The sequence below is a fragment of the Leptospira vanthielii serovar Holland str. Waz Holland = ATCC 700522 genome (genome assembly GCF_000332455.1).
Taxonomy (GTDB): Bacteria; Spirochaetota; Leptospiria; order Leptospirales; family Leptospiraceae; genus Leptospira_A; species Leptospira_A vanthielii.
On sequence record NZ_AOGY02000015.1, the window covers coordinates 1 to 14,662 of the forward strand.

General features: G+C 34.9%; 13 protein-coding genes and 1 pseudogene. 5 read left to right on the forward strand and 9 right to left on the reverse strand.

Annotation, left to right across the window (positions count from 1 at the left end; all coding sequences use genetic code 11):
* Nucleotides 1-64 precede the first annotated feature (64 nt).
* Nucleotides 65-1,242 (reverse strand): annotated as a pseudogene (locus tag LEP1GSC199_RS22250) (integrase core domain-containing protein).
* A gap of 184 nt (nucleotides 1,243-1,426) precedes the next feature.
* On the opposite strand from LEP1GSC199_RS22250, the gene LEP1GSC199_RS22255 reads away from it, so the two are divergent.
* Complete coding sequence (locus LEP1GSC199_RS22255) at nucleotides 1,427-1,777, forward strand: phage antirepressor KilAC domain-containing protein (protein WP_415857901.1); 351 nt, start codon at nucleotides 1,427-1,429, stop codon at nucleotides 1,775-1,777.
* Between the two features lie 552 nt (nucleotides 1,778-2,329).
* Here LEP1GSC199_RS22255 and LEP1GSC199_RS03590 read toward each other — a convergent pair.
* The 4 genes from LEP1GSC199_RS03590 to LEP1GSC199_RS03605 all read right to left on the reverse strand — a co-directional run bounded on the left by LEP1GSC199_RS03590 (nucleotide 2,330) and on the right by LEP1GSC199_RS03605 (nucleotide 9,196).
* The gene (locus LEP1GSC199_RS03590) at nucleotides 2,330-4,309 is read right to left on the reverse strand and encodes a heavy metal translocating P-type ATPase (RefSeq protein ID WP_002977369.1); all 1,980 of its coding nucleotides are present in this window, start codon (nucleotides 4,307-4,309) and stop codon (nucleotides 2,330-2,332) included.
* 67 nt (nucleotides 4,310-4,376) lie between these two features.
* Nucleotides 4,377-7,481: an efflux RND transporter permease subunit gene (locus LEP1GSC199_RS03595; protein ID WP_002977366.1), complete on the reverse strand. Its 3,105-nt coding sequence runs from the start codon at nucleotides 7,479-7,481 to the stop codon at nucleotides 4,377-4,379.
* Nucleotides 7,447-8,763, reverse strand: coding sequence for a TolC family protein (locus tag LEP1GSC199_RS03600; protein ID WP_002977388.1), 1,317 nt, complete (start codon nucleotides 8,761-8,763; stop codon nucleotides 7,447-7,449). Before LEP1GSC199_RS03600 ends, LEP1GSC199_RS03595 begins: the two co-directional genes overlap by 35 nt.
* Before the next feature lie 46 nt (nucleotides 8,764-8,809).
* The gene (locus LEP1GSC199_RS03605; RefSeq protein ID WP_039925959.1) at nucleotides 8,810-9,196 is read right to left on the reverse strand and encodes a hypothetical protein; all 387 of its coding nucleotides are present in this window, start codon (nucleotides 9,194-9,196) and stop codon (nucleotides 8,810-8,812) included.
* Nucleotides 9,197-9,312: 116 nt separating this feature from the next.
* Here LEP1GSC199_RS03605 and LEP1GSC199_RS03610 point away from each other — a divergent pair, with 116 nt between their 5' ends.
* The 4 genes from LEP1GSC199_RS03610 (at nucleotide 9,313) to LEP1GSC199_RS03625 (ending at nucleotide 11,561) form a co-directional block, all read left to right on the forward strand.
* Nucleotides 9,313-9,672 carry a DUF3703 domain-containing protein gene (locus LEP1GSC199_RS03610; RefSeq protein ID WP_002977381.1) on the forward strand — a complete coding sequence of 120 codons (360 nt, stop codon included), beginning with the start codon at nucleotides 9,313-9,315 and terminating at the stop codon, nucleotides 9,670-9,672.
* 398 nt (nucleotides 9,673-10,070) lie between these two features.
* On the forward strand, nucleotides 10,071-10,535 hold the full coding sequence (locus LEP1GSC199_RS03615; RefSeq protein WP_039925961.1) for a hypothetical protein: 465 nt from the start codon (nucleotides 10,071-10,073) through the stop codon (nucleotides 10,533-10,535).
* Between the two features lie 3 nt (nucleotides 10,536-10,538).
* On the forward strand, nucleotides 10,539-10,886 hold the full coding sequence (locus tag LEP1GSC199_RS03620; protein WP_002977379.1) for a cation efflux transmembrane domain-containing protein: 348 nt from the start codon (nucleotides 10,539-10,541) through the stop codon (nucleotides 10,884-10,886).
* 84 nt (nucleotides 10,887-10,970) lie between these two features.
* Nucleotides 10,971-11,561, forward strand: coding sequence for a methyltransferase family protein (locus tag LEP1GSC199_RS03625; RefSeq protein WP_039925972.1), 591 nt, complete (start codon nucleotides 10,971-10,973; stop codon nucleotides 11,559-11,561).
* A gap of 827 nt (nucleotides 11,562-12,388) precedes the next feature.
* Here the strand turns inward: LEP1GSC199_RS03625 and LEP1GSC199_RS03635 are convergent.
* The 4 genes from LEP1GSC199_RS03635 to LEP1GSC199_RS03645 form a co-directional block, all read right to left on the reverse strand.
* Nucleotides 12,389-12,775 carry a hypothetical protein gene (locus LEP1GSC199_RS03635; RefSeq protein ID WP_039925964.1) on the reverse strand — a complete coding sequence of 129 codons (387 nt, stop codon included), beginning with the start codon at nucleotides 12,773-12,775 and terminating at the stop codon, nucleotides 12,389-12,391.
* Between the two features lie 118 nt (nucleotides 12,776-12,893).
* Nucleotides 12,894-13,067 carry a hypothetical protein gene (locus tag LEP1GSC199_RS21220; RefSeq protein WP_157356593.1) on the reverse strand — a complete coding sequence of 58 codons (174 nt, stop codon included), beginning with the start codon at nucleotides 13,065-13,067 and terminating at the stop codon, nucleotides 12,894-12,896.
* Nucleotides 13,067-13,489, reverse strand: coding sequence for an LIC13259/LIC11441 family protein (locus LEP1GSC199_RS03640; RefSeq protein WP_039925967.1), 423 nt, complete (start codon nucleotides 13,487-13,489; stop codon nucleotides 13,067-13,069). The genes LEP1GSC199_RS21220 and LEP1GSC199_RS03640 overlap by 1 nt, the downstream gene beginning before the upstream one ends.
* Before the next feature lie 25 nt (nucleotides 13,490-13,514).
* Nucleotides 13,515-14,510, reverse strand: a complete 996-nt coding sequence (locus tag LEP1GSC199_RS03645; RefSeq protein WP_002977382.1) for an IS30 family transposase — start codon at nucleotides 14,508-14,510, stop codon at nucleotides 13,515-13,517.
* Between the last annotated feature and the right edge of the window lie 152 nt (nucleotides 14,511-14,662).

Genomic DNA, 14,662 nt, shown 5'->3' on the forward strand with positions numbered 1-14,662 from the left:
ACCATTTCTGTATGAAAAGGCACATCGGTAACACTTTAGATCACTCACATGGGTTACACTTTTACTAGTCAATTCTATACAATAGCCTCTGGTATTTCAACACTTTACTCGTATACAAATCCAAAATTCCAAGAATTGCATCCGCAAAGTAAAGACGACAATGCCGATCAGATATCTCTTCAAAGCCAACTACCTCTCCAATGAAAGGATTCCCAAAGAACACTCGATGGGGCCCGTACTGCGCAAAACCACTTTCATGGACTTTATCGGTAACAATATGTGTGGGATAAGCTACCTCTAGAATCTTTTTTGGGAATGTCCTTTTCGAAGATTTATAAACTTTTGCAGGTGTCAGAAAACCCAAAGCTTCATGTGGTCTTACCTTATTAAATTCTTCACGGAATGAATCAAAGGCGGTCTGTTGTGCATCCAAACTAGATCTTGGAGGTAATGCAGTTTCTTCTTTGAGTGTTCTGTGCATTCTCTCATGACGACCGTTCTGAGATGGTTTCCCTGGTTCAATGCGTTCCGGTCGGATCCCTATTTCAACCACCATATAGAAAGACTAGTTAAGCCGCCAATGGCCTTACTTGCAAAAGGTGATCCATTATCTGATTTGATTGCCTGTGGTAGTCCATATTCTTTAAAAACCCTTTCAAATACCGCTTTTGTTTGCTCTGCATTCGTTTTATTCAGGATTTCACATGCTAGAAGGTAGCGACTATATGCATCTGTAATTGTTAGTGGATCGCAGCGATTGCCATTTCCTACTGTAAAATGGCCTTTAAAATCAACACACCATACATCATTGGGAGCGACTACATTGGAAAAAGGAAATAGAGACTGTGGAACTCTTGGTCTTTTTTTCTTAGGTTTGACTAGGCCTTTTTTGCGAAGAATGTTTCCAATTGTAGTTTCACTTGGAATCTGTTTCATGCGATGAAACTTTGCTTTGAGTATGGGACGGAGTTTTTTGGGACCCCAAGATGGATGGTCTTCACGTAAAGATACAATTAGGTGAACGATTTTCTCAGGAGTTTCATTGGACTGAGTGATTCTTTTTCTAGATTTATCTTTGAGTCCGTCGATACCTTCCGACTCATAATTCTTTAGATATTTATAGCCAGTCTTTCTCGATATATTAAAGTCTCGGCAAAGATCGGCAAAACACCACTGACCACTTTTAACAGCTGCTATGAACTTGATTCTTTCTTCTATCACTTTGGTTTCCTTCCAAGGCATCGGATTGTCCTCCGATACACAATGTAGGTGTTACCCATGTGAGTTGTCTCTTTTGTTACCTATCTGACCTCCTCATACCTTTCTGGATATAGGGATTTGGTTATAGAAAAACTCTTAGGAAGTTCCTATGTGGTAAATTCAAGAATTAGAGACTAGAATTGCTCAACCTACCCTCCTTGATATAATTTCGAATTATTACGATGAGTACCATGGCAATTTTTCTCTATCAGCTACCGCCAAGATTCTGGATATTGGGAAAGGAAGAAATGAATTTATAGCTCTGTTAAGAGATAAGAAAATTTTGATGAAGAAAGGTCAGTTCAATGAACCCTATCAATATTTTATTAATCAAAAATATTTCGTAGTCCATTGTTTTAATAACGAGGATTTCCATAGGCTGATACCAGTCATCTATGTTACGCCCAAAGGATTGGAATGGCTGAGTAAAATGTTCAGTAAAAAAACAAAGCTTTCTATGATATCTACAGATATACTTCAATCTTTAGAAGATAAAACAGAAAGTATGAAATACTAAGTTATTCTATATTCTACCAAAATTCAATCATTATCTAATTATATATCATATTAAAACTTTCAACTTGTTACTTTATAAATTTTAGAATATTATTGTTCTTAAAGGTTTGATTTAATCTGAACCACTAAAAAGATAAATTCAGGCTTATTATTTAGTTCCTGGAATTTTTCTCAAAACTGATTTGTTCTATCGCTGAATGGAAAGAATTAATAATTAGGTAATCGCAAAGCATGGCACTTTTTAATTGCAAACTATTTCTACATATAGTATATTTTTATAGTCTACAAGTAATTTTCATTCTTTCTCCCGACAACCCACTTTTAGTTGAATTTAACCACAATCCGAAATATGCCTATCTTGTGTAGTCTAGACCACTTCGAGAAATTAGAACTTACATGATTCGATTATTTATTTAATCATAAAATATTCGATGACAACTTCACTTGTAGTAATCATGTCGGGAGTGGCAAGAAGAATTGATCGATTCGGTGCATTGATTGAGATACTTCTTCTCTCTTCATAATCAGATAAAATAAGTTAAGAGATATTAGTTCAGAATTTCTTTATCTGCATTCGCACTGAATTTAGAATAGCCAAGAGTGCTACTCCCACATCCGCAAAAACAGCTTCCCACATCGTAGCCAATCCGCCAGCACCTAAAGCAAGAACTATGATTTTAATAAGGAATGCCAAACAGATATTCTGCCATACGATATTCTTTGTAGCTCGTCCAATCCTGATTACCATAGGAATTCTTTTCGGTTGATCATCTTGAATTACAATATCAGAAATCTCAATTGTAGCATCACTACCGAGTCCACCCATGGCAACCCCCACATCGCTCAATGCTACTACTGGAGCATCATTAATACCATCACCCACAAAAGCTACCGATTCTTTACGAGTCTTAATCAGTTTAATTTTTTCCACTTTATCTTCTGGTAATAATTCTCCATAGAATTCATTCACCCCAATTTTACTTGCGACATAACGGACAACGGAAAGTTTATCACCGCTTAACAATGTTGTTTTTACATTCATCTTATGCAATTCTTGAATTGTAGTTTCAGCATCTTCTTTAATTCTATCAGAAATAGTAATATATCCGACAAACTTTTGTTCGATAGCAATGGCAATTACAGTACAAACAAAAGCTGAAGTATCCACATCATAGCTGATTTTGTGTTTTTCCAATAATTTAAAATTACCAACTAAAATTTCTTTGTTCACATCAATAGTGGCACACATACCATAGCCAGCAATTTCTTTCACATCCTTTAATATCAAATCATCATTGATCTTACCCATAAAATTATGAATCGCAGTCGCTATAGGGTGAGTGGATTTACTTTCTATAGCATTAACATAATCTAGAATCTTTTCTCTTTCAAAACCAGGTTTGATATTCACTTCTTGAACTTCAAATATTCCTTCAGTTAAAGTTCCCGTTTTATCCATAACCACATTTTGAATAGAAGCCATTGCATCTAAATAATTTGATCCTTTGATCAAGATTCCGTTTCTAGATGCAGCACCAATTCCACCAAAATAACCTAACGGAATGGATATGACCAGAGCACATGGACAAGAAATAACTAAAAATACTAATGCCCTATAAAACCATTGATTAAAAATAAATTCTTCTACTAAAAAGTATGGTATCATGCAGATGGCGGTAGCTAAAAGTACAACGACGGGAGTGTAGATTTTTGCAAATTTTCGAATAAATTTTTCTGTAGGAGCTTTTTTACTTACAGCCTCATCCATAAGTTGCAAGATTTTTGAAAGTTTACTGTCTTTGTAATCGGTAGTAACTTTTATATTTGCTAAGCTATCAATATTGATCATTCCTGCAAGGACGGTCTCACCTTCTCTTTTTGTATCTGGTTTACTTTCTCCTGTCAAAGCGGAAGTATTAAAGCTCGCAACATCGGAAATAAGAACTCCATCCAAGGCTAATTTTTCGCCAGATTTTAATTGGATTATTTCTCCTATGGAAACTTCAAAGGCTTTTTTTTCTATAATATCGGAGCCTACAACGATGTTTACATTATCTGGTCTCTGATCTAAAAGTAGTTTGATATTCAATTTTGCTTTTCTAACTGCGAGTGTTTGAAATATCTCTCCTACAGCATAAAACAGCATGACTGCAACACCTTCGGGATATTCTGTTAGATAAAATGCTCCCATCGTTGCAATGCCCATCAATAAAAATTCCGTAAAAATATCTCCCTTTAAAAGTGACTCTAACGCTACTTTCAAAACGGGGAAACCTACTGGAATATAGGCGAGTATATACCATACAAGCCTAAACCAACCAAAAAACCATGTAGAATACAAGGCATCAAATATTGTCCCCACACCCAAAAGGACAAGAGATGCGATCGCAGGTATAAATATTCGATAATTCGAATTTTCATAAGTGTGTAATACATCCTTCTCCCCTTGAGAAGGTTTATTGTTCGCAAGTCCGTTTACATCAGAACAGCAGGTTTGTTCTTTCTTTTTTTTTGTGTCAGATAAATTCTTCATTTTGGTAAACTCTCTTTTAATAAAATCACAATTGAATCTCTGTTTTAGTATTGTCTCAGCATTCCCATCATTCTTTCTCCAACCAATAATAGAATACTGGCAGAATGATCAGAGTTAAAATCGTAGATGAAATAATTCCTCCGATGACAACGGTAGCTAAAGGTTTTTGAACTTCGGAACCGAGTCCTGATCCAAATGCCATAGGTAAAAATCCGAATGAAGCAACAAGAGCAGTCACAATAACAGGTCTAATCCTACTGGTGGCTCCTTCCATTGTCGCTTCTTTAACGGATATTTTTTTCTCATCACGAATTCGTTGTATGGTATCCAATTTAACAAGACCGTTTAATACAGCAATGCCCGACAAAGCGATAAAGCCTACAAAAGCTGATACACTCAAATCCATCCCTCTAATAAAGAGCAACCAAATACCACCCGTTAAAGCAAAAGGGACGCAAAAGAATACAAGTAATGCCTGACGAAACGATTGCAGTCCGATATACAATACAACAAAAATCATAAAAAGCGTAGAGGGTATAATCACAGATAATTTCTCTTTAGCTCTCGTTAAATTCTCTATTTGCCCACCCCAAAAAACGGAATACCCTTCTGGAATCTTCAAAGCTATAACTTTCTCTTTTGCTTCCTCATAAAATCCTTCCAAATCCCTTCCTCGTAGATTGACTGAGACTGCAACAAAACGTCTGGAGCGATTTCTGGAGATCGTCATTACTTTTTCATTTCTATCTATGGATGACATAAGCCGTATCGGAATCATCCCTCTGTCTTCCGTTCCTATGTTGATATTCGCAATTTCCGATTCCTTATTCCGAAACTCTTCGGAAAGCCACATCTTTATTGGAAACCTGACTTCCTCTTCATAATAACTACCTACTTCAAAGCCACTCATAGCTGCTTCTACTGTAGTATTAAAAGATGTTAGTGGGATATTGTAATAGTTCAGTTTCGCCAAATCAGGAACCAAATCTATCACCTGTGCTTTTCGAAGAGCCATAATCGGATCGAGTTCAACCTCTTCTGCTCCCTCTATTTTTTCTAAAGTATTTTTTAAGGACTCTTGCAATTGGAACAAGGTATTCAAATCCTTACCCAAAATCCTCACACTAATATCTGCTCTACTGCCTTCCAGCAATTCATTGAAGCGTGCTTCTAAAGGTTGGCTGAGTGTAAGCTCGGAGTTAGGATATTTTTCTTGGACGGTCGAATGAATTTTATCCAAAAACCTTTCCCAATTTTCAGTTTTTAATAATTCAGGAAGGGAATCCTTTTTTAATATTATAAAAGTGTCCGCATTGAACGGACCCATAGGATCATTCGCTACAGAACTAGTTCCAATCCTTGAGAATACGCTTTCTATTTCAGGAAGTTCTGTGAGCATCTCTTCCACATCCCGTTGCTCAAGGATACTCTCTTCTAAACCAATGTTACCTTCCCTAACGATAACTAGCATTAGATCACCTTCAGTGAGTTTAGGCAAAAAAACGGTACCAAGGTGGAAATAAACTACTCCAGTAAGCAAAAAGAAAACAACGGAGCTGATAATAAGAGTTTTCGGTCTTTCCAATATCTTCGGCAGAAAGCTTCGGTATAATTCAATCACTTTACTTTGCTTTGTTGATTCATTAGCATTATGATTCGGTGTGATAAAAAAATATAAAAGTGGAGGAAGGAAAAATATTGCGAGGAAAAGACTAAATATTAAAGCCAAAATAACTGTCTCTGCCATCGGTCGAAACATTTTACCAGGTATCCCATCCATACTTAAAATAGGGAGATATACCAATATTATCACAATCACTCCGAAAGACACTGGCTTTAAAACTTCTATGGAAGATTTTAAAATGATCTTTCTTTTTTCTTCTTTGTTTGTATAAACTTCTCTTTCAAACCTTGCCAAAACACTTTCAGTAATGACGATAGATGCATCAACGAGCAAACCGAAGTCAATTGCTCCCAAGCTCATTAGGTTTGCGGAAATTCCAAAGTAATTCATACAAAGAGATGCAAGCAGCATCGATCCAGGAATTATGGATGCGACAATCAAAGAAGCTCTCCAATTCCAAAGAATGAAGAAAAGTGTAACAATGACAAGTATCGCACCTTCCGTTAGATTTTTTAATACCGTATGAATTGTGGAGTTGATCAAAAAAGATCGTTCTAAAAGGACTCTGACAATTACATCTTCAGGAAGAGATAGTTTGGAAATTGCCAAATTCAATTCTTCATTTACTTTATAGCTATTTTCTCCTCGTAACATCAGTGCTGTTCCAAGGACTATTTCCTTTCCTCCCGACGAGGCACCTCCCAATCGGAACCTTCCGTGCTCATTTACTTTGGCGATATCAGAAATTTGTATGGATTCACCAAAGGATGTCCTTCTGATTGGAATCTTGGAGATTTCCATTAGATTTTTTTTCAAACCGTAAGTTCTTACAATGGCGATTTTTCCTTTTTCTTCGATCATCCCTCCTCCGAAATTTTCACCTAACGTAGATATTGTTGCAATCAATTGATCAATTGTGATTCCTCTTTGATTCATTTGTGAAGGAATGAGATCAATATGTATCTCTTTCTCATAACCTCCGTTAGAATCAACCTCGACTATGCCAGGAACTAAGGCTTTTAATTGAGGACGAACCGTATAATCCTGAATTGTACGAAGAAATAACAATCGGTCTTTATCCGTAAGTTTATCTAACGAGGAACCAGGCTTTGCTTCCACAGAATAGAAGAAAATCTCTCCAAGTCCAGTAGCATTCGGAGTAATTTCGGGAGAGAGTCCCTTCGGCAATTTATCTTTTGCACTAGATATTCTTTCAGATGCCATTGCACGAGCTTGGTAAATATCAGTACCTTCTTTAAAAATCAAAGATATATTAGAAAGACCGAACTTTGAAACGGAACGAACATCAATTAAATTTGGTAATCCCAATAATTCGGTCTCAAGCGGAAAGGTAACAATCTTTTCCACCTGCTCAGGATCAAGTGAACCAGTATTGGTCGTAACGATCACCTGAACATTCGTTATATCAGGAACCGCATCTATGGAAATTTGTTTTAAATTGAAAAATGCAAAAATAAAAAGAAATAGGATGATACCTATATATAAAATTGAATTATTCAAAATTGTATTCAAAAGTCTGGCTAACATTCTTTAATACTCCTATAATTTCTTGTTCATTGGCTATATAGAGAAGATTCAGAAAAGCCTCTATGTGTGTTAGTTGAGCGTCTAAAATCGCATATTGTGTTTCGTGGAGTTGGTTTTCCAGCTCCAAGAAGCTAATGAGCTGAATCCGTGCTTTGGTAAACTCTACATCAGCAAAATTCAAATCTTTCTCTACTTCATTTAACTTTGATAAGTTAAGTAATTTAATATTTACCTTTGCTTGTTCATAATCCAAGAAAGCCTGATTAAAGGTCATACTTATAAGATTTTCCTGATAAGTTAGTTTGTTTGATTTAGCTTCCAAATTCGTCTCAGCAGAACCAACTTTGTTCTGGTATTGATCCCAAACGGGAACTCTAAACTTCAATCCAAGATCAAAGAAACGATTGGAAACACCCGAACGGTCTTCACCTAGCTGACTAACTACCGCATAATCAGGATACTTTTCCAAATTTGCCATTCTAAGTTCGGTTTTCGCTTTCTCTATTTCACCTTTTGCTGCAAGAATCATCGGATTCTGGTTCATTGATTTCTTGAGAAGTTCCACCTTATCAAACTTGACCCCGTCGTTAAAGAGAGGAAGGGAAAGAATCGGAACCGATTCAATCCGTAAAAAGAAATTCATTGATTCATAATTTTTAAAAGCATCCAGTTCCAAATCATTAAAGTGTTTTCTTAGACCAAGTAACCGTCTTTCTATAATGAATAAATCTGTTCTCGCCTGAGGAGTTATGAAAGGGTTTGACTTTATATAAGTCTCCATCTTGGAAAGTCTTTTGATTCTTTCCTTAACGTGATTTCTTTTCTTATCCGCAATGAAATAACGATACGCAAACTTGACCGAATTCAAACGGATTGAATTGTTTGCTTCCTTGTATTGGACTTCTTTAATTTTTGCCTCGTTATCAACAAGCAACTGTTTGAGTTCTTTTCTTCCAGGATAGTAAATTGGTTGTTCAAATTGGAAAGAATATTCAGCTCCAGACTCGTTTGCAGCTTTTCTCTGTCCGTAGTCGATAGTAACGGAAGGATTCTGAGTCATCCCTTCCTGCTTCTTGCGATAATACAATGATTCCAAATCGGAATTCATAGACATAAGCAAAGGTGAATTTTTCTCTGCTAAATTTATAATTTCATTCAAACCTAAATCTTTACGACTCGATTCTCCATAAACAAAAGAATGAGCGAATAGAAATATCAATGCTATTAGTAATGTTATAGCTTTCTGGAAAAGACGATTCCACCATACAATATATGAGTACATACAACTAACCTCCTCGTTATTAAAGTATTCACTCTAAAAACGAAGGTTAAATGATGATACGGACTGAGTTGATACTTTGAATTGTATCAGATGGGATTTGGAGAAATATTTTGAAGTAAGCTAAAGAAGTTAAATCCTTTTTAAAATCAATTTTCTGATCAAGAAAGAAGATCAAATATTGAAGCAATGAAAAGAAAACAGACAGTTTTGTGAATTTATCTTTATTCGATAAATCTAGAGAGCCAGAATCCCATTCACAGCCTGCCGACTCACCTTTTTCTTGTGAATTATGGCATGGCTCTATGCCCAATTGCAATGATGTTGCAATCTTATCAAGATCATTTAGCTCACACAGCAAATTGCAATTTGATGCCAAAACACTAGCGGAAATTAAAGAAAAAACCACTAATATTTTCGCACTTACGGAACCCATACCTACATCTTCTTTCTGACAAAAAATTGTAAAGTAAATTTTTGATTGAACAATTAAGGTATTTAACGACTTTCTGAATTATAAAAGCATAACGAACCCAATTTAAGAGACCTACAATGAATCCGATTCTTAGAGAAGCATTTAATAAAGAGATGAAAATTGCAAAAGAATTATATCTAACCCAAAATTGGGACGAAGCCTTTTCGCATTTAGAGATAGCCCATATTTTAGGGCAACGAAATGCTATACCTCATACTATTAATCATTGGTGGATGTTGAAAATTGGAATTTGCAAGAAAGACCGTAAAGAAATTATTGGTCAGGTGATTCGACTTTTGGTTGCAGGAATAGGCTCACTATTAGGAAGAACACCAATTGGAAATACAGGCGGTGCCAATCTAGGAATTTTGACCCCGTTACCTCTTACCAATGAAGTTGCTAAAATTTTTATAAAAGCAAATTTACAGATTAAATAAATATAACATATTCCGATGCAATGGAAGTTTAACGCAAGTTTAAGTAAAGTTTTATAAAATTTGATCGGTGGATATAATTTATTTTTTATTGTTAAAGCAAGGACGCCTTACGAAAATTTATTATCTTTTTCAGATTTGATTGATATTGGATTTATTTGTTCGAATGGCATTGTTCTAAAATCTAGTTAGAGTATTTTCTACGTCTGCTCATAGGCACCATTCCCATTTTTAAATGCAACGAAGATGTCCGTTTTTATTTAGTCAGGCTAATTTGAGATCGGATATAGGAAAAACCTGCACCAGAGTCCTAAGGGGTAGTGATAAAATATATGCAATTATGCTTTCCATTTTAATGAGCTTTTCGATAATGTATTTTTAGTCTAAAAACAATTATTTAAATGCAAATTTGTATCAAAACGATATTGAGGACTAATATAAAAACAGCTTGGCAAAACGTACTTTTACCGCAAACGCTGGTATTCATTGCTAAGCCTATTCTTAGTTTTACTCCCATTTTACCTACTTTTTTTCCTAAACATTGGGAAATAGGTACTTATAAAACTAACTTAAAAGTATTTGGGGTTTTACCATTTGGCTCACATTCTATCGTAATTGAAAAGCCTGAGAGCAACTCAGATGATCTAAAATTTTTGATAGATAATGGGTATAGGCAACTTATTAGCCTTTGGTATCATGCTATTACTATTCAGAAAATTACGGATGATTCTTGTCAGTATGAAGACAGAGTAGAGATAGAAGCAGACAGACTTACTCCTTTTATTTGGCTATTTGCCCTTGTATTTTATCATTGGCGACAATTTCGTTGGAAAAAATTAATTCATAACAACTTTAATAACTTATAGCGTATGGGACACAACCATTCTCACACTAAAAATCGCAGTAGAGAAAATATATCTTTTGCTTTTGGATTTAACTTGGGTTTTTCTATTTTAGAATTTGTCGGTGGTTATTTTACAAACTCTGTGGCTATAATGTCAGATGCTTTGCATGACTTAGGAGATAGCCTGTCGTTAGGATTGGCTTGGTATTTTCAAAAAATATCCGCCTGGAAACGAACTAAATATTTTACCTATGTCGATAAACGATTCTCTATTTGGACAATGGATGATGAATATAATATTCTTAGTGTTCATTTTATTACAAATGAGAATGCAGAAATACAAACAGTAAAAACGTTATTAAGGATATGTTAAAAAGTTTGCAAATCCAACATTCAACCATTGAAATCGAAACTGAAACTGAAACTGAAAGTTGCGAACTTATCAACTGCTAAACTTATGAAGTTTTATTTATTAGGTTATTTTTTAGTTTATTTTGGATTAGTTTTTTTCCTGCCAAGTTATAGGGTATGGAAACAAACAGGTATCAACCCATTTGTTTTTTCTAACAAAGAAACTGCTCACGATTATTCAGGAAAAACAATGAAATTCCTGATTGGTTTAATCGTTTTTACAGTATTTACAAACGCATTTTTTACAGATTTTATTATTTATCTTGTACCTATTTCCTATTTAGAGCATTCCTACTTAAAAATTATAGGATTAGTTTTACTCCATTTTTCCGTATTCTGGACAATAATTGCTCAATATCAAATGAAACAATCTTGGCGAATAGGTATTGATGAAGTAAACAAAACTGAACTAATAGAAATAGGTATTTTTAAGTTCTCACGTAACCCTATTTTTTTCGGAATTTTAGTTTCTATATTAGGATTATTTCTGATCCTGCCTAATACTTTACTTTTTGGAGTCTTGCTAGTTAGTTTTGTTGTTTTACAAATACAAGTTCGCCTAGAAGAAGAATTTTTATTTAGACAGCATGGCACTCAGTATCTTGACTTCTGCAAAAAAGCTAAACGGTGGATTTGAGAATATTTATTGCCAGTGGTGGTATTTTTTTACCGATGCTTTTTTTAAGATCAGCGTTTTAGTCTAGCCTGATTGCGTTTTAGCTAACACTTTTCTACTTCATTTTTAATTCATACATTTCAAGACTCTTTTATTCTAAAGGAGTTCCAGTTTTTATCTCAATATAAACTATTCTTCAAGGGAAAAAGCCTTATCTGCTCTAATCTGACATTTTTTCATATCTTTTTCCCACGAATGTGAAGTATCTAACCTACATTAGCAGGACCTAACATTATGCAAAATTTCTCTTATTCTTCCCTCTACAGCCAATCTTACAGAAAGTCACTAAACTTGCTCAAAAAATCCATATCTCTCCATACTAATCCGCACAAATCAACAGATTTTTCCACAAAAACTAACACCTGTGACCCCAAATTAAGCTCTCCCAACGTCTCCCCTTCTCCAAACCTTTCCCGACGAACTTCAGCCTCTACAAATGTATCCTCGAAGCAATTACACACCAAAGAATCTACCCATAGACCAAAAAAAGGATCACCCAAATTATCCTCAAAGGGTAAACATTCACCTAATTCCTCAAAGACTACAAGCGAAGGTGCTTACATTCCCTCACTTACTTCCTCAGAGCTACACTTAGAAGGGGAATACAATCACCACTCCAAAGATCACCTTTATGAGAACCTTACAGATGATATTTTTATAGAAGCAGAGACTTTTAAGGATTATAAAAATATAGTCGCCTTTAAGCCTATTGGATTCCCATAATAGGCAATCTGTCCCGCATAACGGGAACCATTTCTGGATATAGGGATTTGGTTATAGAAAAACTCTTAGGAAGTTCCTATGTGGTTAAATAAAAGAAAATCTCTTAAAAATCCAGCGGTTACTCCTAATATTACAAGAAAAGGAGTTTCAACTAAATGTTCCAACATTACTGTGTGGACATGATGCTCCGAAGAGAACATTGTAAATAGATGCGCTATTGCTGCAATTATACTTACACCTGTACTCGTGATAAATCCGAAAAATATTACAGCGTATAGAATGGGAATATAATAGAATCTCATAGAGATCGCTGTCCAAAGTTCATTATTACCATTAAGAGATAAAAAATGAATGCTGAAAATAAAAACTATTAAAATTGCAATAGTAAAAAATTTTGATACTGTTAGATTCTGCTTCAACTCAAATAAGTGAAATTCAATTAATTTTTTCATATTTTATTTTGCAGGCAAACTGCATTTCTCCGTTGCTCATATCTTTTTAAATGTTGGGATACTACCAATAAGCCAGCCCACAAACAGGGACGGCTTATTGGTTTTGTTTGTCTTATTCCTAGTGAGTGTGTTTATGATCTTCCGAGTGATTTTTATTTCCTTCATCTGTTTTAATCGGGGCATCTTTACTTTCATCTTTCTTATTAGGAACAGTTTTAGATTCTTCTGTTTTCATTTCATGCTTATCATGGGACATCAAGTATTTGTGTCCTAGAATCATGCCGGCAGCCATTATTGCTTTTCTCCACAATCCCGCATATCTTTTAAATAGGGGTTTACGATCGTATCCCCTTTAGCAATCCATTTCTTTTTTTCCATTGGGCAGTAGAATAAATTTGCTTTAGATTTATCATGATGACCTACAACTGATGATAGTTCATTGACTAACAAAGAGTAGGCGCTTAATTTATCTTTCAGAGTTTCTGCCTTTCCTAATTTTTCGGTAAGAGGAATTGCTTTTTTAAAAGTTTCAGTGTCTTTTTTATCATCAGCGCCTTTAGTAAGAAGTTCTGTAAGTTTTTTAGTATCAAGCTTTCCAGAAGTTTCTTTTACTAATGCGTCATGAAACTTTACCATCTCTTCCATTACCAATGTCGCTTTACCGTCGTGTGCCCAAGCCGTTGTTCCAAACAGGAATAGAATTCCTATTACCATTGTTTTAAGTGATAGATTCTAAAGTTTAACGCAACACTTCCTTTATTTTTTCCGCGGGAGTTTTCCAGCCAAGCGTTTTTCTTGGACGCTCATTTAAAAGCTTTTGGACTCTTTTCAGTTCTTTTCTTGATATATCATTAAAGTCAGTTTTTTTAGGAAAGAAATCTCTTATTAGCATATTCGTATTTTCACAAGTCCCCCTTTCCCAAGGACTTCCCGGATGACAAAAATATACTTTCATTTGAGTATCTTTTGTAAATAGCTTATGGTTACTCATTTCTTTACCTTGATCATAAGTTATCGAAAGTCTAAGCTCTGTTGGCATTTTTTTTAGTTCCTTGGCAAAACTTTTTCTGACGGTCTCAGCATCTGTGCTTGTTAAAGGAACCAGTATAACATTTCTAGTAGTTCTCTCTACAATTGTACCAATTGCACTTTTGTGATTCTTTCCAATTATCAAATCACCTTCCCAATGTCCTGGAATTGACGCCACGTATACTGATTTTGGTCGTTCTTCAATGCTTATCATGTCTGGTATTTTACCTCTATTATCAGTATTTTTCGACTTTTTGTAGGGTTTCATCTTTCGGCGTAGATAGCTTTGCAATTCCTTTTTTAGTTCGCCTCTCGGTAAAAGATAGATATAAGTATAAATAGTTTGATGGGAAACTGATTCTGTAATTCCGCTTGGCAGATTTTCTTTTAAAGACATCTCTATTTGCTCTGGTGACCATTTAAGTTCTAATTTAGATTTTATAACGCCACGTATATTTGGATTGTTTTTGCTAACTTTTATTTTACCAGAATTTCTGGAACTTTCATTCTTCTGTGAAATGATTTGAGCATTTGATACTGAATAATTAATGAAAGAATTTCTTGAATAACCTTTAGATAATTCTCTGGAAATGCTTGAAGGACTTCGATTCAGTATCTTAGCTATACTTCTAATACTTTCCTCTTTAAATCGCATCTCAGCAATTACTTCCCTTTCTTTCAAATTAATTCTTGTATAATGATTCATTTATTAACACCTTATTCATTAGATTATCGGTGTTGCGTTAAAAATTTGATTCTACCTTTGTATTTATGAACTGTATTCCGGAAAAGGCATCTGACGACGGTTCTGCGGCTGCAATGTTGATTTTGGTGACAGAGGCAGTTTCTGCTTCCGAA